At 46.9% G+C, this 24,453-nt stretch carries 19 protein-coding genes and 2 pseudogenes; 18 read left to right on the plus strand and 3 right to left on the minus strand.

What is annotated here, in order from left to right; translation table 11 throughout:
- The first annotated feature begins 28 nt into the window (after nt 1-28).
- The 9 genes from purC (at nt 29) to purD (ending at nt 9,844) form a co-directional block, all read left to right on the plus strand.
- The gene (gene purC / locus MKX71_RS03535; RefSeq protein WP_339231742.1) at nt 29-754 is read left to right on the plus strand and encodes a phosphoribosylaminoimidazolesuccinocarboxamide synthase; all 726 of its coding nucleotides are present in this window, start codon (nt 29-31) and stop codon (nt 752-754) included.
- Nucleotides 747-1,001, plus strand: a complete 255-nt coding sequence (purS, locus tag MKX71_RS03540; protein WP_003219409.1) for a phosphoribosylformylglycinamidine synthase subunit PurS — start codon at nt 747-749, stop codon at nt 999-1,001. The genes purC and purS overlap by 8 nt, the downstream gene beginning before the upstream one ends.
- On the plus strand, nt 998-1,681 hold the full coding sequence (gene purQ, locus MKX71_RS03545; RefSeq protein WP_339231743.1) for a phosphoribosylformylglycinamidine synthase subunit PurQ: 684 nt from the start codon (nt 998-1,000) through the stop codon (nt 1,679-1,681). Before purS ends, purQ begins: the two co-directional genes overlap by 4 nt.
- Complete coding sequence (purL, locus tag MKX71_RS03550; RefSeq protein WP_339231745.1) at nt 1,665-3,893, plus strand: phosphoribosylformylglycinamidine synthase subunit PurL; 2,229 nt, start codon at nt 1,665-1,667, stop codon at nt 3,891-3,893. Before purQ ends, purL begins: the two co-directional genes overlap by 17 nt.
- Entirely contained in the window at nt 3,869-5,299 is a 1,431-nt protein-coding gene (gene purF, locus MKX71_RS03555) for an amidophosphoribosyltransferase (RefSeq protein ID WP_003233947.1), read from the plus strand. The genes purL and purF overlap by 25 nt, the downstream gene beginning before the upstream one ends.
- Before the next feature lie 101 nt (nt 5,300-5,400).
- Entirely contained in the window at nt 5,401-6,441 is a 1,041-nt protein-coding gene (gene purM / locus MKX71_RS03560) for a phosphoribosylformylglycinamidine cyclo-ligase (RefSeq protein WP_167407940.1), read from the plus strand.
- Nucleotides 6,438-7,025, plus strand: coding sequence for a phosphoribosylglycinamide formyltransferase (purN, locus tag MKX71_RS03565; RefSeq protein ID WP_015252651.1), 588 nt, complete (start codon nt 6,438-6,440; stop codon nt 7,023-7,025). The genes purM and purN overlap by 4 nt, the downstream gene beginning before the upstream one ends.
- Nucleotides 7,022-8,560, plus strand: a complete 1,539-nt coding sequence (purH, locus tag MKX71_RS03570) for a bifunctional phosphoribosylaminoimidazolecarboxamide formyltransferase/IMP cyclohydrolase (RefSeq protein WP_339231747.1) — start codon at nt 7,022-7,024, stop codon at nt 8,558-8,560. The genes purN and purH overlap by 4 nt, the downstream gene beginning before the upstream one ends.
- A 15-nt stretch (nt 8,561-8,575) precedes the next feature.
- Nucleotides 8,576-9,844 carry a phosphoribosylamine--glycine ligase gene (gene purD / locus MKX71_RS03575; protein ID WP_264099516.1) on the plus strand — a complete coding sequence of 423 codons (1,269 nt, stop codon included), beginning with the start codon at nt 8,576-8,578 and terminating at the stop codon, nt 9,842-9,844.
- A 39-nt stretch (nt 9,845-9,883) separates the two neighbouring features.
- Here purD and MKX71_RS03580 read toward each other — a convergent pair whose 3' ends face one another.
- The gene (locus MKX71_RS03580) at nt 9,884-10,303 is read right to left on the minus strand and encodes an Lrp/AsnC family transcriptional regulator (protein ID WP_015252648.1); all 420 of its coding nucleotides are present in this window, start codon (nt 10,301-10,303) and stop codon (nt 9,884-9,886) included.
- Between the two features lie 143 nt (nt 10,304-10,446).
- On the opposite strand from MKX71_RS03580, the pseudogene MKX71_RS03585 reads away from it, so the two are divergent.
- A pseudogene (locus tag MKX71_RS03585) lies at nt 10,447-11,722 on the plus strand (amino acid permease).
- A gap of 14 nt (nt 11,723-11,736) precedes the next feature.
- On the opposite strand, the gene MKX71_RS03590 reads toward MKX71_RS03585, so the two are convergent.
- Nucleotides 11,737-11,964: a DUF2892 domain-containing protein gene (locus MKX71_RS03590; protein ID WP_003233931.1), complete on the minus strand. Its 228-nt coding sequence runs from the start codon at nt 11,962-11,964 to the stop codon at nt 11,737-11,739.
- A gap of 128 nt (nt 11,965-12,092) precedes the next feature.
- Between MKX71_RS03590 and MKX71_RS03595 the strand changes: the two genes are divergently transcribed.
- The 3 genes from MKX71_RS03595 to MKX71_RS03605 are packed head-to-tail and all read left to right on the plus strand — an operon-like array spanning nt 12,093 to nt 15,174.
- A complete protein-coding gene (locus MKX71_RS03595) occupies nt 12,093-13,835 on the plus strand; it encodes an adenine deaminase (protein ID WP_041333590.1) in 1,743 nt (580 codons plus the stop codon).
- A 26-nt stretch (nt 13,836-13,861) separates the two neighbouring features.
- The gene (locus tag MKX71_RS03600) at nt 13,862-14,857 is read left to right on the plus strand and encodes a DUF3048 domain-containing protein (RefSeq protein WP_032722975.1); all 996 of its coding nucleotides are present in this window, start codon (nt 13,862-13,864) and stop codon (nt 14,855-14,857) included.
- Nucleotides 14,858-14,859: 2 nt separating this feature from the next.
- Complete coding sequence (locus tag MKX71_RS03605) at nt 14,860-15,174, plus strand: YerC/YecD family TrpR-related protein (RefSeq protein ID WP_003219429.1); 315 nt, start codon at nt 14,860-14,862, stop codon at nt 15,172-15,174.
- 37 nt (nt 15,175-15,211) lie between these two features.
- Here the strand turns inward: MKX71_RS03605 and MKX71_RS03610 are convergent.
- A pseudogene (locus tag MKX71_RS03610) lies at nt 15,212-16,787 on the minus strand (FMN-binding glutamate synthase family protein).
- Nucleotides 16,788-17,051: 264 nt separating this feature from the next.
- On the opposite strand from MKX71_RS03610, the gene MKX71_RS03615 reads away from it, so the two are divergent.
- The 5 genes from MKX71_RS03615 (at nt 17,052) to MKX71_RS03635 (ending at nt 24,427) form a co-directional block, all read left to right on the plus strand.
- Nucleotides 17,052-17,738, plus strand: coding sequence for a heptaprenylglyceryl phosphate synthase (locus tag MKX71_RS03615; protein WP_003233922.1), 687 nt, complete (start codon nt 17,052-17,054; stop codon nt 17,736-17,738).
- Between the two features lie 61 nt (nt 17,739-17,799).
- A complete protein-coding gene (pcrA, locus tag MKX71_RS03620; RefSeq protein WP_038428532.1) occupies nt 17,800-20,019 on the plus strand; it encodes a DNA helicase PcrA in 2,220 nt (739 codons plus the stop codon).
- Nucleotides 20,020-20,042: 23 nt separating this feature from the next.
- Nucleotides 20,043-22,049, plus strand: a complete 2,007-nt coding sequence (ligA, locus tag MKX71_RS03625; protein ID WP_029317414.1) for an NAD-dependent DNA ligase LigA — start codon at nt 20,043-20,045, stop codon at nt 22,047-22,049.
- A gap of 15 nt (nt 22,050-22,064) precedes the next feature.
- Nucleotides 22,065-23,255, plus strand: coding sequence for a CamS family sex pheromone protein (locus MKX71_RS03630; protein WP_339231749.1), 1,191 nt, complete (start codon nt 22,065-22,067; stop codon nt 23,253-23,255).
- Between the two features lie 161 nt (nt 23,256-23,416).
- Entirely contained in the window at nt 23,417-24,427 is a 1,011-nt protein-coding gene (locus tag MKX71_RS03635; RefSeq protein ID WP_167407944.1) for a phosphotransferase enzyme family protein, read from the plus strand.
- Nucleotides 24,428-24,453: the final 26 nt, after the last annotated feature.

The raw sequence follows: 24,453 nt of genomic DNA on the forward strand, positions 1-24,453 counted from the left end.
TCCCAACATTCGGGTTAGGAGGCCTTCCGTGAATATTGTGAAGAATGAACTTTTATACGAAGGAAAAGCAAAAAAGATCTACAAAACCGATGACGAAAACACGCTGTATGTCGTGTATAAAGACTCCGCCACTGCCTTTAACGGCGAGAAAAAAGCAGAAATCAGCGGAAAAGGGCGCTTAAATAATGAAATTTCAAGCCTCATTTTCAAACACCTTCATGCTAAGGGCATTAACAATCATTTTATCGAGCGCATTTCGGAAACAGAGCAGCTCATTCAAAAGGTAACGATCGTGCCGCTTGAAGTCGTCGTCAGAAATGTTGTGGCAGGAAGCATGTCCAAACGTCTCGGCATTCCAGAAGGCACGGAACTTGAACAGCCGATTATCGAGTTTTACTACAAGGATGACGCGCTGGGTGATCCGCTCATCACCGAAGATCATATTTGGCTTTTGAAGGCGGCGACTCCTGAGCAGGTAGAAACCATTAAGTCCATTACAAAAACAGTAAACGAAGAGCTTCAAAGCATTTTCGACGATTGTCAAATCAGATTAATAGATTTCAAGCTTGAATTCGGTCTAGATGCAGAAGGGCAAGTGCTTTTGGCGGATGAAATTTCTCCTGACACATGCCGCTTGTGGGATAAAGAAACGAACGAAAAGCTGGACAAAGATTTATTCAGACGCAATCTGGGAAGCTTAACCGACGCATACGAAGAGATTTTCAAAAGACTGGGAGGCATTCATCATGTATAAAGTAAAAGTTTATGTCAGCTTAAAAGAAAGTGTACTAGATCCACAAGGGAGCGCTGTCCAGCATGCCTTGCACAGTATGACTTACAACGAAGTTCAAGATGTGCGCATCGGGAAATACATGGAGCTTACCATTGAAAAATCTGACCGTGATCTTGACGTGCTAGTGAAAGAAATGTGCGAAAAACTTCTTGCGAACACAGTGATTGAAGATTACAGATACGAGGTTGAGGAGGTAGTCGCACAGTGAAATTTGCGGTGATTGTGTTACCCGGCTCCAACTGTGATATCGATATGTATCATGCTGTAAAGGATGAGCTCGGCCATGAAGTGGAATACGTCTGGCATGAGCAAACAAGTCTTGACGGCTTCGACGGCGTGTTAATTCCGGGAGGGTTTTCTTACGGCGATTACTTAAGATGCGGCGCCATCGCCCGATTTGCGAATATTATGCCAGCTGTCAAACAAGCAGCGGCTGAAGGAAAACCTGTTCTTGGCGTCTGTAACGGATTCCAGATTTTACAGGAGCTTGGGCTGCTGCCAGGCGCAATGAGACGCAACAAAGATCTGAAGTTCATTTGCCGTCCGGTTGAATTGATTGTTCAGAACGACGAAACCTTATTCACAGCTTCATACGAAAAGGGAGAATCGATTACAATCCCGGTTGCCCATGGTGAAGGGAATTTCTACTGTGATGACGAGACGCTTGCTACATTAAAGGAAAACAATCAAATTGCTTTCACATACGGCTCTAATATTAATGGAAGTGTCAGCGACATTGCCGGTGTCGTGAATGAGAAAGGCAATGTATTAGGCATGATGCCTCACCCTGAGCGCGCGGTCGATGAACTGCTTGGAAGCGCCGACGGTCTTAAATTGTTCCAGTCTATCGTGAAAAATTGGAGGGAAACTCATGTCACTACTGCTTGAACCAAGTAAAGAACAAATAAAAGAAGAGAAACTGTATCAGCAAATGGGTGTCAGTGATGATGAGTTTGCATTGATAGAATCCATTCTTGGAAGATTGCCGAACTACACAGAAATCGGAATTTTTTCTGTCATGTGGTCTGAGCATTGCAGCTATAAAAACTCAAAGCCGATTCTGCGTAAATTCCCGACAAGCGGCGAGCGTGTGCTGCAGGGGCCGGGGGAAGGCGCCGGAATCGTGGATATCGGTGATAACCAAGCGGTTGTGTTCAAAATTGAATCACATAACCACCCATCAGCTCTCGAGCCTTACCAAGGCGCTGCGACTGGCGTAGGCGGAATTATCCGTGATGTATTCTCAATGGGTGCACGCCCAATCGCTGTATTGAACTCTCTTCGATTTGGTGAACTGACTTCACCCCGCGTGAAGTACTTGTTTGAAGAAGTAGTAGCGGGTATTGCCGGATACGGCAACTGTATCGGCATCCCGACAGTCGGCGGAGAAGTGCAGTTTGACAGCAGCTATGAAGGAAATCCGCTCGTCAACGCCATGTGCGTCGGTTTAATCAATCATGAAGACATCAAAAAAGGCCAGGCAAAAGGTGTCGGCAACACAGTAATGTACGTAGGAGCGAAAACTGGGCGTGACGGCATCCACGGCGCTACGTTTGCTTCTGAAGAAATGTCAGACTCGTCTGAAGAAAAGCGTTCTGCTGTCCAAGTCGGCGATCCGTTTATGGAGAAGCTTTTGCTTGAAGCATGTCTGGAAGTCATCCAATGCGACGCCTTAGTCGGCATTCAGGATATGGGAGCTGCCGGTTTAACAAGCTCAAGTGCAGAAATGGCAAGTAAAGCCGGTTCTGGCATTGAAATGAACCTTGACCTGATTCCTCAGCGCGAAACAGGCATGACCGCGTATGAAATGATGCTTTCTGAATCACAAGAACGGATGCTTTTGGTTATTGAGCGCGGACGTGAGCAGGAAATCATCGATATTTTTGACAAGTACGATCTTGAAGCGGTTTCTGTCGGACATGTGACAGATGATAAAATGCTTCGCCTGACACACAAAGGAGAGGTTGTGTGCGAGCTGCCTGTTGATGCCTTGGCAGAAGAAGCACCGGTTTACCATAAGCCTTCTCAAGAGCCTGCTTACTATCGCGAGTTTTTGGAAACGGACGTTCAGGCTCCGCAAATTGAAGATGCGAATGAAACGCTGAAGGCCCTTCTTCAGCAGCCGACGATTGCGAGTAAAGAGTGGGTGTATGATCAGTATGACTACATGGTGCGCACGAATACAGTTGTCGCTCCTGGGTCTGATGCTGGTGTTCTCAGAATCCGCGGAACGAAAAAGGCGCTGGCGATGACGACAGACTGTAACGCGCGTTATCTCTATCTTGATCCTGAAGTCGGAGGGAAAATTGCTGTCGCTGAAGCAGCGCGCAACATCATTTGCTCAGGCGCAGAACCGCTTGCGGTCACAGATAACCTTAACTTCGGAAACCCGGAGAAGCCGGAAATCTTCTGGCAGATCGAAAAAGCGGCAGACGGCATAAGCGAAGCATGCAATGTTCTCAGCACACCGGTTATTGGCGGTAACGTATCGCTTTATAACGAATCAAACGGCACGGCGATCTATCCGACACCAGTTATCGGCATGGTTGGCTTAATTGAAGATACAGCACACATTACAACACAGCATTTCAAACAAGCGGGAGATCTCGTATATGTGATAGGCGAAACAAAACCAGAGTTTGCCGGAAGCGAGCTGCAAAAAATGACAGAAGGCCGTATTTACGGCAAAGCGCCGCAAATCGATCTTGATGTAGAGCTGTCTCGTCAAAAAGCACTGCTTGACGCGATTAAAAAAGGCTTCGTTCAATCTGCGCATGATGTGTCTGAAGGCGGCTTAGGCGTAGCGATTGCGGAAAGTGTCATGACGACGGAAAACCTTGGCGCTAATGTGACTGTAGAAGGGGAAGCGGCGTTATTATTCTCTGAATCTCAATCCCTCTTCGTCGTTTCAGTGAAAAAAGAACATCAAGCTGCGTTTGAAGCAACTGTCAAAGATGCGGTTCATATTGGTGAGGTAACAGCTGACGGAATTCTGGCGATTCAAAACCAAGACGGACAACAAATGATTCATGCGCAAACGAAAGAGCTTGAACGCGTATGGAAAGGAGCTATCCCATGCTTGCTGAAATCAAAGGCTTAAATGAAGAATGCGGCGTTTTTGGGATTTGGGGACATGAAGAAGCCCCGCAAATCACGTATTACGGTCTTCACAGCCTTCAGCACCGAGGACAGGAGGGTGCGGGCATCGTAGCGACTGATGGTGAAAAGCTGACGGCTCACAAAGGCCAAGGTCTGATCACTGAAGTATTTCAAAACGGCGAACTCAGCAAAGTAAAGGGAAAAGGCGCTATCGGGCACGTTCGGTACGCAACGGCTGGAGGCGGCGGATACGAAAATGTTCAGCCGCTCCTCTTCCGTTCCCAAAACAATGGCAGCCTGGCGCTTGCTCATAACGGAAATCTTGTCAACGCCACTCAGCTAAAGCAGCAGCTCGAAAATCAAGGGAGCATCTTTCAAACCTCTTCGGATACAGAGGTTTTGGCTCACCTGATCAAAAGAAGCGGACACTTCACGCTGAAGGACCAAATTAAAAACTCGCTTTCTATGCTGAAAGGCGCCTACGCGTTCCTGATCATGACCGAAACAGAAATGATTGTCGCACTTGATCCAAACGGGCTGAGACCGCTATCCATCGGCATGATGGGCGACGCTTATGTGGTCGCATCGGAAACATGCGCATTTGATGTTGTCGGCGCAACGTACCTTCGTGAGGTAGAACCGGGTGAGATGCTGATCATCAATGATGAAGGCATGAAATCAGAGCGTTTTTCCATGAATATCAATCGTTCCATTTGCAGCATGGAGTACATTTATTTCTCCAGACCAGACAGCAATATTGACGGTATTAATGTGCACAGTGCCCGTAAAAACCTTGGGAAAATGCTGGCTCAGGAATCCGCAGTTGAAGCTGACGTCGTAACCGGGGTTCCGGATTCCAGTATTTCAGCGGCGATCGGCTATGCAGAGGCAACAGGCATTCCGTATGAGCTTGGCTTAATCAAAAACCGTTATGTTGGCAGAACGTTTATTCAGCCGTCCCAGGCTCTGCGTGAGCAAGGCGTCAGAATGAAGCTGTCTGCGGTGCGCGGGGTTGTAGAAGGCAAACGCGTCGTGATGGTGGATGACTCTATCGTGCGAGGAACAACTAGCCGCCGGATTGTCACGATGCTAAGAGAAGCGGGTGCGACAGAGGTGCATGTGAAAATCAGTTCACCGCCGATCGCTCATCCGTGCTTTTACGGCATTGATACTTCCACACATGAAGAACTGATCGCGTCTTCGCATTCTGTTGAAGAAATCCGTCAGGAAATCGGAGCCGATACCCTCTCATTTTTGAGTGTGGAAGGGCTGCTGAAAGGCATCGGCAGAAAATACGATGACTCGAATTGCGGACAGTGTCTCGCTTGCTTTACAGGAAAATATCCGACTGAAATTTACCAGGATACAGTGCTTCCTCACGTAAAAGAAGCAGTATTAACCAAATAAAACTTGAAAAATGACATAAAGGCAGCGCAGTTCGGCTGCCTTTCTCTTTCTGCCCTCGTTCGGGGAGATATTTTGAAAAGCGCCTTAAAGGAGTGAATAGGATGTCTGAAGCATATAAAAACGCAGGAGTTGACATCGAAGCCGGATATGAAGCCGTAAAACGAATGAAAAAACACGTGGAGCGCACGAAACGGCTTGGCGTTATGGGCAGCCTTGGCGGTTTTGGCGGCATGTTTGACCTGTCTGAGCTTTCTTATCAAAAACCAGTTCTCATTTCGGGAACGGACGGTGTCGGCACAAAATTAAAGCTCGCTTTTTCCATGGATAAGCATGACACGATTGGCGTGGACGCTGTTGCAATGTGTGTCAATGACGTGCTGGCACAAGGTGCAGAGCCGCTGTTTTTCCTCGATTATTTAGCCGTTGGCAAAGCGGACCCAGTGAAAATTGAACAGATTGTACAAGGTGTGGCGGAAGGCTGTGAGCAGTCAGGTTCAGCCTTAGTCGGCGGTGAAACGGCTGAAATGCCGGGGCTCTATACAGCTGATGAATACGATATTGCCGGTTTCTCAGTCGGAGTGGCAGAAAAGGACGAAATCGTGACTGGAGAAAACATTGAAGAGGGCCATCTGTTGATCGGCCTCAGCTCCAGCGGCCTTCACAGCAACGGCTTTTCCCTTGTCAGAAAAGTGCTTCTGGATGATGCGGAGCTGGACCTCGATACAACATATGAGCCGTTTGAACGCCCGCTTGGCGAGGAATTGCTTGAACCGACAAGGATTTACGTGAAGCCTGTGCTTGCCGCGGTCAAAAGCGGAAAAATCCACGGCATGGCGCACGTGACAGGCGGAGGATTTATTGAAAATATTCCGCGTATGCTTCCGGAAGGCTTAAGTGCGGAAATTGATCATGGCTCATGGCCGATCCCGCCAATTTTTTCTTTCTTGCAAGAGTACGGCAAGCTGAAGGAAGAAGACATGTTCAACGTCTTTAATATGGGTATCGGTTTTGTTTTGGCTGTCAAAGAAGAGCATCTGACAGATGTGATCGGAACGCTTGAAAGCCATGGCGAAAAAGCCTATTTAATCGGGCGAGTGAAAAAAGGTGAAGGCGTCACATTCGGCGGTGCGGCACTTTCATGAAAAAGTTTGCGGTATTTGCATCAGGAAACGGTTCAAACTTCGAAGCCATCGTTACGCGTTTGAAGGAGGAGAACTGGGATGCGTCAGCAGCGCTCCTCGTTTGCGACAAACCGCAGGCGAAAGTCATCGAACGGGCGGAAGCATTCCACATTCCATCCTTTGCATTTGAGCCGAAGTCTTATGAAAACAAGGCCGCATTTGAACAAGCCATCATTGAACAGCTTCGTCTTCACGAGGTTGAATTGATTGTTCTTGCCGGCTATATGAGGCTAATTGGTGATACGCTCCTTCAAGCATATGGAGGAAAAATCATTAACATTCACCCGTCGCTTCTTCCGGCGTTTCCTGGGATCGACGCAGTCGGACAGGCGTTCCGGGCGGGTGTGAAGGTGGCCGGAATCACCGTGCATTATGTCGATGAAGGAATGGATACAGGTCCGATCATCGCTCAAAAGGCAATCGAAATTGATGAACATGATACATTGGAAACAATCGAACAGCGGATTCACAAGCTTGAGCATAAATGGTATCCGAGTGTGATTAAACAGCTATTAGGATTAAATAACAGAGGTGAAAAGGCATGACCATTAAACGTGCGTTAATCAGTGTTTCAGATAAAACAAATCTCGTTCCTTTCGTAAAAGAACTGACAGAGCTTGGCGTTGAAGTCATCTCCACAGGCGGAACGAAAAAGCTTCTTCAAGAAAACGGTGTGGATGTGATCGGAATTTCTGAAGTGACAGGCTTCCCTGAAATTATGGACGGCCGGTTAAAAACCCTTCACCCGAATATTCACGGCGGCCTTCTGGCGGTTCGCGGCAATGAAGAGCATATGGCGCAGATCAATGAACACGGGATTCAGCCGATTGACCTCGTTGTCGTCAACCTCTATCCATTTAAAGAAACGATTTCTAAGGAAGACGTCACATATGAAGAAGCGATCGAAAATATCGACATCGGCGGACCTGGCATGCTGCGTGCGGCATCAAAGAACCATCAGGATGTCACGGTTATCGTCGATCCGGCCGATTACAGCCCAGTGCTGAATCAAATCAAAGAAGAAGGCAGCGTATCTCTTCAGAAAAAACGCGAGCTCGCGGCAAAGGTATTCCGTCATACTGCGGCATATGATGCACTGATCGCTGACTATCTGACAAATGTTGTCGGTGAAAAAGAACCAGAGCAATTCACTGTGACATTTGAGAAAAAACAATCGCTTCGCTATGGAGAAAACCCGCATCAGGAAGCAACTTTCTATCAAACAGCTCTTCCTGTCAAAGGCTCCATTGCGCAAGCAGAACAGCTTCACGGAAAAGAGCTTTCTTACAACAACATTAAAGACGCGGATGCGGCAGTTCAAATCGTTCGTGAATTCACTGATCCGGCTGCTGTTGCTGTAAAGCATATGAATCCGTGCGGTGTAGGAACAGGAAAAACGATCGCCGAAGCGTTTGACAGAGCGTTTGAAGCGGATAAAACATCTATCTTCGGCGGCATTATCGCGTTGAACCGTGAAGTGGACAAGACAACTGCCGAATCGCTTCATAACATTTTCTTAGAAATCATCATTGCGCCTTCATTCAGCCAAGAAGCGCTCGACGTCCTGACTGCGAAGAAAAATCTCCGCCTGCTGACGCTTGACGTATCTGCTGCTGTTCAAAAGGAAAAACAGCTGACATCCGTTCAAGGCGGGCTGCTGATTCAAGATTTAGATATGCACGGCTTCGATGATGCTGAGATTAGCATTCCGACAAAAAGAGAGCCGAACGAGCAAGAGTGGGAAGACTTGAAGCTTGCTTGGAAAGTCGTGAAGCATGTGAAATCAAATGCGATTGTTCTCGCGAAGGACAACATGACAGTCGGCGTGGGAGCAGGCCAAATGAACCGCGTCGGATCGGCAAAAATCGCAATCGAGCAAGCAGGGGAAAAAGCGAAGGGCAGCGCGCTCGGTTCGGATGCATATTTCCCAATGCCAGATACTGTCGAAGAAGCGGCAAAAGCGGGCGTTACGGCCATCATTCAACCTGGCGGATCGATCCGTGATGAGGATTCCATCAAAAAAGCGGATGAATACGGCATTGCCATGGTATTCACCGGCATCAGACACTTCAAACATTAAGGGGATGAAAACGACGTGAATGTATTAATTATCGGTAAAGGCGGAAGAGAACATACGCTGGCGTGGAAGGCAGCGCAAAGCAGCCTCGTCGAGAATGTATTTGCCGCTCCCGGAAATGACGGCATGGCAGCTTCCGCACAGCTTGTAAACATTGAGGAAAGCGACCACGCAGGGCTTGTCTCATTTGCAAAACAAAATCAGGTCGGCCTGACCATTGTCGGCCCTGAGGTTCCTTTAATTGAAGGTCTGGTGGATGAATTTAAAAAAGCGGGACTGCGCGTGTTCGGCCCGTCAAAAGCCGCGGCGATCATCGAAGGAAGCAAACAGTTCGCTAAGGACTTAATGAAGAAATACGACATTCCGACCGCAGAATACGACACGTTTACATCCTTTGATGAGGCGAAGGCATATGTGCAGGAAAAAGGTGCTCCGATTGTGATAAAAGCAGATGGACTTGCAGCTGGAAAAGGCGTTACTGTTGCTATGACAGAGGAAGAAGCAATTGCGTGTCTGCATGACTTTCTTGAAGATGAAAAGTTCGGTGATGCGAGCGCGTCCGTTGTCATTGAAGAATATCTTTCTGGTGAAGAATTTTCTCTGATGGCCTTTGTCAAAGGGGAAAAGGTGTATCCAATGGTGATTGCCCAAGATCACAAGCGTGCGTTTGACGGAGACAAAGGCCCGAATACGGGCGGAATGGGCGCTTACTCTCCAGTTCCGCAAATTTCGGAAGAAACGGTTCGCCATGCTGTAGAAACGATCGTTAAGCCGGCCGCAAAAGCAATGGTACAAGAAGGCCGTTCTTTCACTGGCGTTTTGTACGCTGGATTGATGCTTACTGAAAACGGCTCGAAGGTCATTGAATTTAATGCCCGTTTCGGCGATCCGGAAACACAGGTCGTGCTTCCGCGCATGGAATCTGATCTGGTACAGGTGCTTCTTGATCTTTTAGATGATAAGGAAGTTGACTTAAGATGGAAGGATACCGCGGCAGTGAGTGTTGTGCTTGCATCAGAAGGGTATCCGGAAAGCTATGCAAAAGGCACGCCGATCGGCAGCCTTGCAGCAGAAACTGAGCAGGTCGTGGTCTTCCATGCCGGAACGAAAGCAGAAGGTGGAGAGTTCGTTACAAACGGGGGGCGCGTCGCCAATGTGACGGCTTTTGATGAAACGTTTGAAGCGGCTAGAGACCGAGTGTACAAAGCGGTTGATGAAATTTTCAAACCGGGACTCTTTTTCAGAAAAGACATTGGGGCACGCGCTTTAAAGGCTGCCCAAAAATAAGTGAGGAAAACCCGCAGAATAGCTGCGGGTTTTTTGTTATCAAAAAGCGGGATGGCAGCTGGAAGAAGAAAGCACAACGAGTGTGGTTGGTTTTCCATGGGCCATCGAGGCGTCAATAAAATCCTCAAGCGTATGTACCGATTCAGTCACGACCTTTGTCACATAGCTGTACATCCCTGTGATGCGGTGATTTTCTGCTACATCAGGATGCGATGTTGCAAAGGCGGCGTAGTGCTTACAGCTTTTTGGCTCCATGAGAATAAAAGCGGTGACATGCTTGTTTAGTTTTTCGTAACAGATATTCGCGCTGTAGCCGGTAATCACTCCTTTGTCTTCAAGCTTCCTGACACGCTCCGCCGCGCTTGGCGAACTGAGTCCGACAAGCTTTCCCAGCTCAACCATCGTTAATCTGCCGTTTCGCTGCAAATGCGAGAGAATCTGAAGGTCTGTATCGTCCATTTGTCCGGCTCCTTTACATATTTAGGCGAATGAATGAAAATTCCTTTGATCATAAGGCAATGCTGTTGACTTACCTTCATTGTAGCATATGGATGCCGTCTTATTTTTTCTATAATAAAGCCATCAATCAGAGAGGAGGCATCATGTTGCCAGAATTACAGCGCTCTATTACTTGGATACAAGGGACGGCGTTAACGATTGGGGCGGTTTTAGGATGCGGGATATTAATTTTGCCGTCTGTAACAGCTGACGCAGCCGGCCCCGCTTCTTTAGTTGTCTGGGTATTCATGTCTTTTTTATCTTTTCTTCTCGTCGGCACGCTGGCACGGCTTGTGAAAATCGCGCCCAGCGCGGGAGGAATCACTGCTTATGTGCAGCTGGCTTTTCGAAAAAAAGCCGGAGCGATTTTGGGCTGGATCATGTTAGGGTCCGTTCCGATTGGCGTTCCCATCATCGCTTTGACTGGCGCGCATTACGTCAGTTACGTCACAGAGGCGGCCGATTGGCAGGTTACATCGATTGCTGGTTGCATGCTGGCTATATCTATTTTGCTTCATATGAGAGGCATTCAACTATCCGCAAACATCAGTACACTCGTTATTTGTGTCATCGTATTTCTGCTTGTCACTTCTATTGCTGTGTCATTGCCACACGTCAAGATAGCAGAATTCAAACCGTTTCTTCAGCATGGCTGGTCTGCCGCGGGATCTGTTTCTGTCATGATTTTTTTCTCTTTTGTAGGCTGGGAAATGATTACCCCGTTGGCTGAGGAATTTCATCGCCCTGAAAAAGATGTCCCGCTCAGCTTGTTTTTGGCAGCGTCTTGTGTGGCAGGGCTGTATATCATGCTGTCATTTGTAACAGTGGGAACTCATTCATACGGAGAGAATGGAGAAATTGCATCGCTTGCCATGCTCATCTCAAAAGGAGCAGGGGAAAGCGGTGTATACGTCACGGTATGCTTAGCGCTGTTTATTACATTCGCCACCATCCATGCCAATATTGCCGGTTTTTCAAGAATGGTGTACGCATTGGCGAGAGAGGGGCACATACCCGTATTTTTTGGAAAACTCAGTGCGACAAAACGTACGCCTATTCGCGTTTTGACAGCGATGGCCGCAGTGTTTGGCTTAGTGCTTGCGGCGCATGGTCTGTTTCAAATCGATTTGACGACTCTGTTGAAAGGGCCGAGCGCGGCTTTTATCGCATCTTACATATGTACAATGGCGGCAGCACTGAAACTGCTGGGCAGGAGAGATATAGGCTGGTGGATGGCGCTCGGGGCATTTGTGGCGTGCGCGGTGATTTATTCATTCAGCGGCTGGGCACTGCTTTATCCGGCAGTGCTGGCAGCTGCAGGATATTTCTATATGAAAACAAAGGATGGGCATAAAAAAAAAGCTTGATCACGTTTTGTGATCAAGCTTTTCCATTTATCCGTTTTGATGCTCGTTATTTCCAGAATCACTGTGTTGAAACATGTAGGTCACAGGACAGAAGCGCAAGATTCCCGAACCCGCTTTCATGGCCCCCATAAAGATGTAAAAGAGATGCATTCTGCACCAAGGTTTTTTCGTAAACTTTGCACTGGCGGCTGACATAATCGTCAATCCGCAGGCGATTCTGAACACGGCATTGATGAGACTGATGTTTGGCTTCAAGGAAATCCGCTCCTTTTACTTAAAAAAGTTTTTTAACCGAACCTTCAAAAATTTGTAACGTTTTTATCGTGCGTGATGAGGAAGGATGTGATACCATGAGTCTAATACATGTAAAGGAGAGTATGTGAATGTCCGAACGCACCTTTAACTGGAAAAACAAAGACATCAGGGCACAGGTTGATGTTGTAGACTCAAAGCTGCTTCCAACGCTCCTTTTACGGAATGCTCTCGTCTTAAATCCATATGTAAAACAATGGCTGAAAAAAAACATTTGGATTTATCAGGACCGCATTGTTTATGTGGGTCATGAACTTCCGAATAGAGCCGAAGAAATTCATACGATTGATTGTGAAGGAAAATACATTGTGCCAGGTTATATTGAACCGCACGCACATCCTTTTCAAATATATAATCCCCAAACACTGGCGGAATATGTGTCTCAATACGGAACAACGACATTCGTGAATGATAACTTATTTTTGCTTTTGCAAAGCGGAAAAAAGAAAGCGCTTACGATTTTGAATGAACTTAAAAAGCAGCCTGTCCAGTATTTTTGGTGGTCACGCTATGACCTCCAGACCGAGGTTCTGAACGAGGACCACGTCCTTCCATTTGACGTCAGAAAACAGTGGATTGAACATCCGGATGTGATTCAAGGCGGAGAAATGACCGGATGGCCACGCTTGGTAGATGGTGATGATTTAATGCTCCACTGCATGCAAGCTACAAAGAAACAGCGAAAACGCATTGAAGGGCATTTTCCCGGCGCTTCTGATAAAACGCTTACAAAAATGAAGCTGTTCGGTGCGGATTGTGATCATGAAGCGATGACAGGTGATGAAGTGATGAGAAGGCTGGAACTGGGCTATTATGTTTCCCTTCGGAACTCTTCCATTCGCCCTGATGTAAGAAAAATCTTGCAAGAGCTGCATGAGAAGGGCTTCCGCTATTATGACCACTTCTTTTACACGACAGATGGCGCAACCCCGAATTTCTATAAAGGCGGCATGACAAACGAGCTGATTCGTATCGCGTTAGAAGAAGGCGTACCTGCAATCGACGCCTACAATATGGCATCATTTAATATCGCAAAGTATTACCAAATGGATGATTATTTAGGAGTTGTCGGACCGGGCAGACTGGCATCGCTCAACATACTGGAAGATCCGTTAAATCCGAATCCAGTGACTGTTCTGTCAAAAGGGACCATTCTGCGTGAAGACGGCTGTGATTTGAAGGCGTTTACAAAGACGGACTGGCACAAAGGCGGTCTTGTCCCGCTTGAACTTTCATATGATATGACGATGGATGACTTGCAGTTTTCTATGCCGATGGGCGTGAAAATGCGGAATGCGGTTATTATGGAGCCATATATGATTGAGATCGACAATTCGATGGAACAGCTCTCGTTTGACCATGATGAAAGTTATTTGACGATGCTCGACAGACACGGGAAATGGCGCGTCAATACGATGATAAAAGGGTTTGCCTCAAGCGTGCAGGGATTTGTAAGCTCCTTTACGACGACGGGCGACATTGTCGCGATTGGAAAAAATAAAGCGGATATGCTGCTCGCTTTCGCCCGGATGAAAGAAATCGGAGGAGGAATTGTTTTAGCGGAGAACGGAAACATTTTGCATGAAATCCCGCTTGCGCTGTGCGGCTGCGCCTCTTCGGAAGCGTATGAAGACGTGCTTGAGAAGGAACAAAAGCTGAGAGATCTTTTGACTGAAAGAGGCTATGAGTTTTCCGATCCTATCTATACGCTGCTCTTTTTGCAAAGTACGCACCTTCCGTATATACGCATTACGCCAAGAGGAATCTTCGACGTCATGAAAAAAACTGTACTCTTTCCATCGATAATGCGTTAAAATATAAAAGAGCAGGGAGCCGACATATGAAAAAATGGATGACAGTTTGCGCGCTGTGTTTCGTGTTTTTTCTGCTGGTATCCTGCCAGCAGAAGGATGCTGTCCCGGATACTGCAAAGAAGCTGAAAGCTCCTTTAACGGGGCTAAAGACTGAACAGAAGGTGACTGAACGCCGGCCTGTTGCTGTTGTGGTGAACAATCACCCGAAGGCGAGGCCGCAGTCGGGTCTGTCTAAAGCCGACATTGTCATAGAAGCGCTAGCCGAAGGGCAAATCACAAGATTTCTGGCCATTTTCCAAAGCCAGATGCCTGAAACTGTCGGACCTGTGCGGAGCGCGCGGGAATATTTCGTCACTCTCAGCAATGGCTTTGACAGCATATTTGTCCATCACGGCTGGAGTCCCGGCGCCAAAAAGCAGCTGGAATCCGGAGCTGCCGATTATATGAACGGATTGGATTTTGACGGAAGCTTATTTTGGAGAGCTGATTTCAGCAAACCGCCCCACAATTCCTATACGTCTTATGATTACATAAAAAAGGCGGCAGAACAAAAGGGTTATAAGCTGAAGCAGGAAACAAATCCGCTGCTGTTTCAAACATCAGATGCAAAACCTGCAAATGAATCTTACAATGTTCGGGTAGATTATGGAACAAAAAACGTTACAAATCTTGTCGAATACAACTATGATAAAAAAGCTGAATCTTATACAAGAAGCTCTGATGGTGTCATAACGACAGACCGGGAAACCGGAAAGCCGGTTGCAATGCAAAATATTTTCATTGTTGAAGCCAGCCATCATATTATTGATCAAGATGGAAGGCGGGACATCGACTTGGAATCAGGGGGAAAAGGTCTGTTGTTTCAGCACGGAAACGTCATTGAAACAGACTGGAAACAAGTGAATGGCAGAATTGTGCCGGTAAAAGACGGCAAGTGGCTTCCGTTTGTGCCAGGAAAGACTTGGATCAATATCGTACCTGATCTTGATGCGGCTTCCATTAGTAAAGGAGAAGGTGTGTAACGATGCAAATCGATAAATTACGCGGCAAAGAGCTGGACCAGTTATTTAACTCGATCTTATCGCTGAAAGACCTGGAGGAATGTTACCGATTCTTCGATGATCTATGCACAATTAACGAAATTCAATCGCTGGCTCAGCGCCTTGAAGTGGCGCGCATGCTTCGCGAAGGAAACACGTATCATAAGATTGAAACAGAAACAGGCGCTTCCACGGCTACGATTTCCCGTGTGAAACGCTGCTTAAATTACGGGAATGACGCTTATGAAATGGCGCTTGACCGTGTGAAAGAGACGGAAACTGAGTCTTCTTCAAAATAATAAACAACCGCCCTGCCGTTCGGCAAGGGCGGTTTCTTTATGAAACAAATTGATGGATCAGGTTGTCGATATCGATGATACTGCCATCCTCTTTCCGATAGACAACATGCTCCTTGGAAAAGTGAATCGGCGAATTAATCCCTGCTGCGGCTGCGAGGTTAAACAGCCCCTCGCGCAGGGAAATGACGTAGTTGCAGACACGATGCTGTTTTTCCTCAACGCTCAATGCTTTTTGCAATTTCGGATCTGTCGTCGCCACACCTGCCGGACAGGTGTTGGTGTGGCAGACGAGAGCGCGGATGCAGCCAACGGAAAACATCATGCCGCGTGCGATGTTGACAAAGTCAGCGCCGAGGGCTAAGGCGACCGCGATTTTATCAGGAGTCAGGAGCTTTCCGGAAGCAAAGATTTTCAGCTGGCTGCGCAAGCCGTATTGTTTAAGAAGCGTGTCAACAATAGGCAGCGCTGTCATAATCGGAAGGCCGACTGTATCCGCGAGCTCGTAAAAGGAAGCTCCGGTACCGCCTTCACTTCCGTCGATCGTGATAAAATCCGGATGCTTTCCGCTTTTCTGCATATGAGAGAAAAGCTCATGCAATTCTTCAGGATGCCCTGCGACCAGTTTGATGCCGACTGGCTTTTGTCCGACATCTCTAAGTTTTTCAATAAAGTCGAGCATTTCAGGAGGGTTTGAGAATTCATAAAAGCGGTTCGGGCTGTCAATCGACTTTCCATGTTCGACATTCCGAATATCTGCCACTTCTTCTGATACTTTGGCGCCGTCCACATGGCCGCCGCGGGTTTTCGCTCCTTGTGCCAGCTTTAGCTCAAACGCTTTAATCTGGTCAATCCTGCTTTTTCTTTTAAATTCCTCCCATGAAAATTCTCCGTTTCTTTTGCGCACGCCGAATAGGCCCGGCCCGATTTGGCAAATGATATCGGCGCGCCTTTAAGTGATACTCAGACAATCCTCCCTCACCTGTATTCATCCAGGTGCCGCCTGCCTGATGGAGCCCTTTTGAGAGCGCCGTAATTGCCCGTTCTCCAAGAGAACCGTAGCTCATGGCAGACTGGCCGACTAATCCCTTCACATAAAATGGCTTCTCGCATGTATGCTCGCCAATCACCTGTACATCATCAGGATGGAGAAAATACGGGTCTGCCTTGATATGTTCGGCATGCTCCTTGCGTTTGAATAGATTGTCAGCATCCATTTTATAGATTTGGGTTTCAATTTTTGGCGTTTGATTTACGTGCATTTCTTCCCTTTGTTTTGGAAACATAGCGTTACGGATATAATAGCCAGGTTTATCAAAATCTCTTACAGATCCAAAGCCCATCATTCTGCTTTTGTATTTGCCGGAGATGACGGTTTGCTCATATTCCTTTCGTGAAAATGGCTGCTCTTCATTGTCATTGCTGTATAAATACTGTCTGAGCTCCGGCCCGATTTTTTCAAGGATATACCGAAACCTTCCGATGACGGGATAGTTGCGAAGAATTGAGTGCTCCTGCTGTTTTTCATCCTTTATGTAGATCCAGGCAAACAAGACGATCGGGATAGCGATGATCCCAATGATAAATGCGATGAGTGCTATTATGATGGTTTCCATCTCTCAGCCTCCCTTTTTATGTAACCATTTCCACAGTTGAACACTTTCCAAACAATAGCAGAAGGAATCTGGTGAAAAATGTGTGCTCCTGCCGATACAGGACTCACCATGTAGGTACTGCCATATGCTCTCTTTTTTTATGAAAATAGAATCAAAACACCTTTTTCAGTGAATAACGAGATTAACGGCTTTTTCCGTTTTTCCGCGCTATGTGAATTTGTTATAATGTTTAAATGGTAACAAACGAATGGAGGAACGTATGACGTGTACGATGTAACAGAGTGGAAGCATGTCTTTAAACTCGATCCAAATAAAGATTTGCCTGACGAACAGCTGGAGATTCTTTGCGAATCAGGAACGGATGCGGTCATTATCGGAGGCAGTGATGGTGTGACAGAGGATAATGTCCTGCGGATGATGTCTAAGGTAAGACGGTTTTTGGTACCGTGTGTCCTTGAGGTATCAGCGATTGAAGCGATCGTTCCCGGCTTTGACTTATATTTTATTCCGAGTGTATTAAACAGCAAAAACGCGGATTGGATTGTCGGAATGCACCAGAAAGCCATGAAGGAATACGGAGAACTGATGTCTATGGAAGAAATCGTGGCGGAGGGCTACTGCATCGCAAATCCAGATTGCAAAGCCGCGGCACTGACTGAAGCGGACGCCGATCTGAATATGGATGATATTGTCGCCTATGCGCGTGTGTCGGAGCTGCTGCAACTGCCGATTTTTTATTTAGAATACAGCGGCGTGCTTGGAGACATAGAAGCTGTCAAGAAAACGAAGGCTGTATTGGAAACGTCCACCTTGTTTTACGGCGGCGGCATCAAGGATGCGGAAACGGCCAAGCAGTACGCAGAGCATGCGGACGTGATCGTTGTAGGCAATGCTGTGTATGAAGATTTTGACAGGGCTTTGAAAACAGTAGCGGCTGTGAAAGGCGAGTAGTAAATTGTACGGATTTGGTTTATGATAGAACATATGTTTTGTATAGGCGGGTGAACAAATTTTGAATTATATTAGCAATCAATTACTAAGCGGTTTAAACCCCGTTCAGCAGGAAGCAGTCAAAACAACGGACGGGCCTCTTTTGCTGATGGCGGGAGCGGGAAGCGGAAAGACGCGTGTCCTGACACACAGAATTGCTTATTTAATGGCAGAAAAGCATGTGGCGCCGTGGAACATTCTGGCGATCACATTTACAAATAAAGCGGCACGCGAAATGAAAGAACGTGTGGAAAGCATCCTTGGACCCGGCGCGGACGATATCTGGATTTCCACATTCCATAGCATGTGCGTGCGGATCTTGCGCAGAGATATCGACCGGATTGGGATCAACCGAAATTTCTCCATCCTTGATACGGCTGACCAGCTTTCAGTGATCAAGGGGATTTTGAAGGAGCGCAATCTTGATCCGAAGAAGTTTGACCCGAGAAGCATCCTCGGCACGATCAGCAGTGCGAAAAACGAATTGACCGAACCGGAGGAATTCTCTAAGGTTGCCGGCGGCTACTACGATCAGGTGGTCAGCGATGTATATGCTGATTATCAGAAGAAGCTATTGAAAAACCAGTCGCTCGATTTCGACGATTTGATTATGACGACGATTAAACTGTTTGACCGAGTGCCGGAAGTACTTGAATTTTATCAGCGCAAATTCCAATACATCCATGTTGATGAGTATCAGGATACGAACAGGGCGCAATACATGCTTGTTAAGCAGCTTGCCGAGCGTTTCCAGAACCTTTGCGTTGTGGGGGATTCTGATCAGTCAATCTACAGATGGCGCGGCGCGGATATCACCAACATCCTTTCATTTGAAAAAGATTATCCGAATGCAAGCGTGATTTTGCTAGAACAAAACTATCGTTCAACGAAACGGATTTTGCGTGCGGCTAACGAGGTCATCAAAAACAACTCTAACCGCAAACCGAAAAATTTGTGGACGGAAAACGATGAAGGCATCAAAATTTCCTATTATCGCGGTGATAATGAATTCGGAGAAGGACAGTTTGTGGCCGGTAAAATTCATCAGCTTCACAGCTCAGGCAAGCGGAAGCTGTCTGATATCGCCATATTATACCGGACAAACGCGCAGTCCCGTGTGATTGAGGAAACGCTTCTCAAAGCGGGCTTGAACTATAACATTGTCGGCGGCACAAAGTTCTATGACAGAAAAGAAATTAAAGACATTCTTGCGTACCTGCGCCTCGTATCCAATCCGGATGACGATATCAGTTTCACGCGCATTGTCAATGTGCCGAAGCGCGGAGTCGGCGCGACATCACTTGAAAAAATCGCTTCGTATGCGGCCATAAACGGCTTGTCATTTTTCCAAGCGATTCAGCAGGTTGATTTTATCGGCGTCAGTGCCAAAGCGGCAAACGCGCTTGACAGCTTTAGACAGATGATTGAGAATCTGACCAATATGCAGGATTACTTATCCATTACAGAGCTGACAGAAGAAATTCTTGATAAGACGGAATACAGAGAAATGCTGAAGGCTGAGAAATCGATCGAAGCCCAAAGCCGTTTAGAAAATATCGACGAGTTCCTGTCTGTTACGAAAAACTTTGAACAGAAAAGTGAAGACAAGACACTCGTTGCGTTCCTGACAGACTTGGCATTGATCGCAGATATTGATCAGCTCGATCAGCAGGAGGAAGAGTCAGGCGGCAAGGATGCGATCACCCTGATGACACTGCACGCCGCGAAAGGACTGGAGTTCCCGGTTGTTTTCTTGATGGGGCTTGAAGAAGGCGTCTTCCCGCACAGCCGTTCTCTCATGGAGGAAGCGGAAATGGAAGAAGAACGCCGCCTTGCGTACGTTGGGATTACAAGGGCGGAACAGGAGCTTTATCTGACCAATGCTAAAATGCGCACCTTGTTTGGCCGGACAAATATGAACCCGGAATCTCGCTTCATTGCTGAAATACCGGATGATTTATTGGAAAACCTAAATGAGAAAAAAGAAACGAGAGCGACGTCTGCGAGAAAAATGCAGCCGAGACGCGGCCCTGTTTCACGCCCGGTATCCTACGCCAGCAAAACAGGCGGCGACACCTTGAACTGGGCAGTCGGAGATAAGGCGGGCCATAAAAAATGGGGAACAGGAACTGTTGTCAGCGTGAAAGGAGAAGGAGAAGGGACGGAGCTCGATATTGCCTTCCCGAGCCCTGTCGGCGTGAAACGCCTGTTAGCAGCATTTGCTCCTATTGAAAAGCAGTAATTGAAGAGGAAAGGAAGAAGCAGATGGACAAAGAAACAGCGAAGCAGCGGGCAGAAGAACTGCGCCGCACCATCAACAAGTATAGCTATGAATATTACACCTTAGATGAACCGAGCGTCCCAGATGCCGAATACGACAGATTGATGCAGGAGCTGATCGCGATCGAGGAGGAGCACCCAGACCTCAGAACGCCTGACTCTCCTACGCAGCGCGTCGGCGGAGCCGTGCTTGAAGCGTTTCAGAAAGTCACCCACGGCACACCGATGCTCAGTCTGGGCAACGCCTTTAATGCTGATGATCTTCGTGATTTCGACCGCCGTGTGCGCCAAGCCGTCGGCGACGATGTCGCGTATAATGTGGAGCTGAAAATAGACGGTCTTGCTGTTTCTCTCCGTTATGAAGACGGCTATTTTGTCAGAGGGGCCACAAGAGGTGACGGAACGACTGGAGAGGATATTACGGAGAACCTGAAGACGATCCGCAATATCCCCCTTAAAATGAACCGTGAGCTGTCAATCGAAGTGCGCGGAGAGGCGTATATGCCGAAACGTTCGTTTGAAGCACTCAATGAGGAACGGATTAAAAATGAGGAAGAACCGTTCGCCAATCCGCGAAATGCCGCGGCGGGATCTCTCAGACAGCTCGATCCGAAAATTGCAGCGAAACGAAACCTCGATATCTTCGTCTACAGTATAGCGGAGCTTGACGAGATGGGTGTAGAGACGCAAAGCCAAGGGCTTGATTTTCTCGACGAACTCGGATTTAAAACGAATCAGGAACGAAAAAAATGCGGCAGCATAGAAGAAGTCATTACGCTGATCGATGAGCTTCAGGCGAAGCGCGCGGACCTGCCGTACGAAATAGACGGCATTGTCATTAAAGTCGATTCTCTCGATCAACAGGAGGAGCTCGGTTTTACGGCGAAAAGCCCGCGCTGGGCCATCGCGTATAAGTTTCCTGCTGAAGAGGTCGTGACGAAGCTTCTCGATATCGAATTAAATGTCGGCAGAACGGGTGTGATTACGCCGACTGCGATTCTTGAGCCGGTAAAAGTTGCCGGCACAACGGTCTCAAGAGCATCCCTTCATAACGAAGATTTAATTAAAGAGAAGGACATTCGGATTTTGGATAAGGTTGTCGTCAAAAAAGCGGGCGATATCATCCCGGAAGTTGTGAATGTCCTCGTTGAACAGCGCACAGGAGAAGAAAAGGAATTCAGCATGCCGACGGAATGTCCTGAATGCGGCAGTGAGCTCGTCCGGATCGAAGGAGAAGTGGCGCTTCGCTGCATTAATCCTGAATGTCCGGCGCAAATCCGGGAAGGGCTGATCCATTTCGTTTCCCGCAATGCCATGAACATTGACGGGCTCGGCGAACGAGTGATCACACAGCTGTTTGAGGAAAACCTTGTCCGCAATGTAGCAGATTTATATAAGCTGACGAAGGAACGAGTCATCCAGCTCGAGCGCATGGGTGAAAAGTCCACTGAAAACCTGATCAGCTCCATCCAAAAATCAAAAGAAAATTCGTTAGAGCGCCTGCTGTTTGGGCTTGGCATCCGTTTTATCGGATCAAAGGCCGCAAAGACGCTTGCCATGCATTTTGAAAGCTTGGAAAACCTGAAAAAAGCCTCTAAAGAGGAACTTCTCGCGGTAGATGAAATCGGTGAAAAAATGGCTGATGCTGTGATCACCTATTTTCATAAAGAAGAAATGCTTGAACTCTTGAATGAACTTCAGGAGCTGGGCGTAAACACGCTCTACAAAGGCCCGAAAAAAGTAAAAGCAGAGGACAGCGACTCTTACTTTGCTGGTAAAACAATTGTTCTGACAGGAAAGCTGGAAGAGCTGTCAAGAAACGAAGCCAAAGCGCAAATCGAAGCGCTGGGCGGAAAGCTGACTGGAAGCGTCAGCAAAAACACAGACTTAGTCATCGCCGGAGAAGCGGCGGGAAGCAAGCTGACAAAAGCACAAGAGCTGAACATTGAAGTGTGGAATGAAGAACAGTTAATGGGAGAGCTAAAGAAATAAGAGGAGTGTTTTCTATTGAAAAAGACGTTGGCATTGGCGGCAACGGCGGCAGTATTAATGCTGTCTGCCTGCTCGTCAGGTTTCGGGGGGGAGAAGGAGGAAGAGATTACGCAAAAGACGGCGAAATCGTCAGAAAAAGCGATTGTCCCGAAATATAATATCTCTGACTCCTATTACAAAATGGTGCTGCCGTTTAAGGCAGGCAAAGCGCGCGGCTTAACAACGGAACAGCTGAATACAAGGCTGGACATTGACGAATTTGAAACAGGGCTGATGCGCCTTGCCCAAGATTCTTTCTCAACTGACGATTATCTGTTCCAAGAAGGACAATATTTAGATGAGGATACAGTATTAAGCTGGCTGGCACGGAAAAAAACGGGCTCTGATTTGAAAAAAGCCGAAAAAGAAGATAAGAACTTCAAAAATGAAGGCTTGAACCCGGCGCTCCCGAGTTCTGGTTCAACAGAAGAAAAGAACGAAAGCAGCCCGATTTATTTAGCATCCATGCTTGAGCACGATTATTTAGTCAGAAAAGACAAGAATTCTATCCAGCTTGGCGGCGTCATGATCGGACTGGCGTTAAACTCCGTGTATTACTATCGTGAAAAAACTGGCGACCCGCAAAAAGAAGTGGAGATTAAGGACAGCACGCTCCGCCAGCAGGGAGAAAAAATTGCACAGGAGGTTATTAACCGCCTCCGTAAAAAAGATAACTTGAAGAATGTGCCGATTACTGTCGCACTCTACAAGCAGGCGTCAAAAACATCGATTGTGCCGGGGAACTTCATCGCCAAAACAGAGGTCAAAGCAGGCTCTACTGATATCTCAAATTGGGATGATATTAATGAAAAATATGTATTCTATCCGGCGGATACAACCACAGCAGAAAAGTACCCGGATGACACCGAGGTCTTTAAGCGGTTCAAAAATTCAATTGAAGAATATTTCCCGAACTATACAGGCGTTGTCGGTACAGCGCTGTATGATAATGATGAAATGAAGAAAATGAAGATTGACATACCAATGCAATTCTACGGAAAAAGTGAAGTTGTCGCGTTTACCCAGTTTTTAACGGGTGAAGTGATTGACTACTACTCTAAAGGCTCAGTTGATGTCGAAGTCAATATCACGTCCTCAGACGGACAGGAAGCGGTCATTATCCGCAATGCCGGAGATAAAGAGCCGACTGTTCACATTTATGACTGATAGAAAACCCTTGTGCCATATTGGCACAAGGGTTTTTATGTTACAATTAACAGGAAAAGGGAAATTATTTTCACTTCTGCCGAAACACAAATCAAGGGGAGGTATGTTGATGCTGGAAATCGTGTGAAAACAATCATTATCAAATCTATAGCAATGAAAGGATGTTAGACGTGCATAAAGATATCAAAAAAATATTTCATGAAGAGCAGGTTTTGGCAGAAGCTGCAGCGAGATACGGTTTCTCAAAAGATCAGGTGCGTTTTCTGGCTGATGCGGAAAACTATGTATATGAATGCATGAAAGACAATCAACCTTATATTTTAAAGATTACCCATACGATTCGGAGATCTTCTGATTATATAATGGGAGAGATGGAATGGCTCCGTCACCTTGCAATAGGGGGAATTTCAGTAGCCAAACCGCTCCCGTCGCTGAACGGAAAAGACGTAGAAGCAGTGCCGGACGGAAACGGCGGGTCATTTTTATTGAGAGTGTATGAGAAAGCGCCAGGGCAAAAAGTGGATGAATCGGACTGGAATGAAACGCTATTTTATGAGCTTGGCAGATACACAGGCAGCATGCACAGCCTGACAAAAAGCTACAAATTGAGCAATCCCGCTTTCAAAAGACAGGAATGGGATGAAGAGGAGCAATTAAAGCTGAGAAAATATGTGCCTGAAGATCAGATAAAGGTGTTTCAGCAAGCCGATTCTTTGATGAATGAACTGCGGAGGCTCCCGAAAAGCCAGGACAGCTACGGCTTGGTGCATGCGGATCTGCACCATGGCAATTTTAACTGGGATCATGGCAAAATCACGGCATTTGATTTTGATGATATCGGCTACAATTGGTTTGTTAACGATATTAGCATTCTTCTCTACAATGTCCTGTGGTATCCTGTTGTGCCATATGATGATAAAACTGTGTTTACAAAAGAATTTATGACGCACTTTATGAAAGGGTACTGGGAGGAAAATGAGCTTGACCCTGCATGGCTGATGATAATACCTGATTTCCTCCGCCTTCGCCATATGCTGATTTACGGATTGCTGCATCAGATGTTTGACCTTAACACAATAGGAGAAGAGGAAAAAGAAATGCTGGCCGGTTTCAGAAGAGATATAGAGAATGGCACGCCGATTACAGCATTTGATTTTTCAGCACTGGTGTAGATAGAAAAAGCCAATGGGATTCCAGT

Source organism: Bacillus sp. FSL M8-0071, assembly GCF_037975455.1.
Taxonomy (GTDB): domain Bacteria; phylum Bacillota; class Bacilli; order Bacillales; family Bacillaceae; genus Bacillus; species Bacillus subtilis.

Excerpts from the sequence above, each read along its gene's own strand:
- MKX71_RS03580 (WP_015252648.1), bottom strand. The coding sequence starts at position 10,303 with ATGGACGATACAGACCTTCAGATTCTCTCGCATTTGCAGCGAAACGGC.
- purL (WP_339231745.1), top strand. The coding sequence starts at position 1,665 with ATGTCACTACTGCTTGAACCAAGTAAAGAACAAATAAAAGAAGAGAAA.
- purN (WP_015252651.1), top strand. The coding sequence starts at position 6,438 with ATGAAAAAGTTTGCGGTATTTGCATCAGGAAACGGTTCAAACTTCGAA.
- MKX71_RS03635 (WP_167407944.1), top strand. The coding sequence starts at position 23,417 with ATGTTAGACGTGCATAAAGATATCAAAAAAATATTTCATGAAGAGCAG.
- purS (WP_003219409.1), top strand. The coding sequence starts at position 747 with ATGTATAAAGTAAAAGTTTATGTCAGCTTAAAAGAAAGTGTACTAGAT.
- MKX71_RS03605 (WP_003219429.1), top strand. The coding sequence starts at position 14,860 with ATGCAAATCGATAAATTACGCGGCAAAGAGCTGGACCAGTTATTTAAC.
- MKX71_RS03595 (WP_041333590.1), top strand. The coding sequence starts at position 12,093 with ATGTCCGAACGCACCTTTAACTGGAAAAACAAAGACATCAGGGCACAG.
- purH (WP_339231747.1), top strand. The coding sequence starts at position 7,022 with ATGACCATTAAACGTGCGTTAATCAGTGTTTCAGATAAAACAAATCTC.
- ligA (WP_029317414.1), top strand. The coding sequence starts at position 20,043 with ATGGACAAAGAAACAGCGAAGCAGCGGGCAGAAGAACTGCGCCGCACC.
- purM (WP_167407940.1), top strand. The coding sequence starts at position 5,401 with ATGTCTGAAGCATATAAAAACGCAGGAGTTGACATCGAAGCCGGATAT.
- purF (WP_003233947.1), top strand. The coding sequence starts at position 3,869 with ATGCTTGCTGAAATCAAAGGCTTAAATGAAGAATGCGGCGTTTTTGGG.
- MKX71_RS03600 (WP_032722975.1), top strand. The coding sequence starts at position 13,862 with ATGAAAAAATGGATGACAGTTTGCGCGCTGTGTTTCGTGTTTTTTCTG.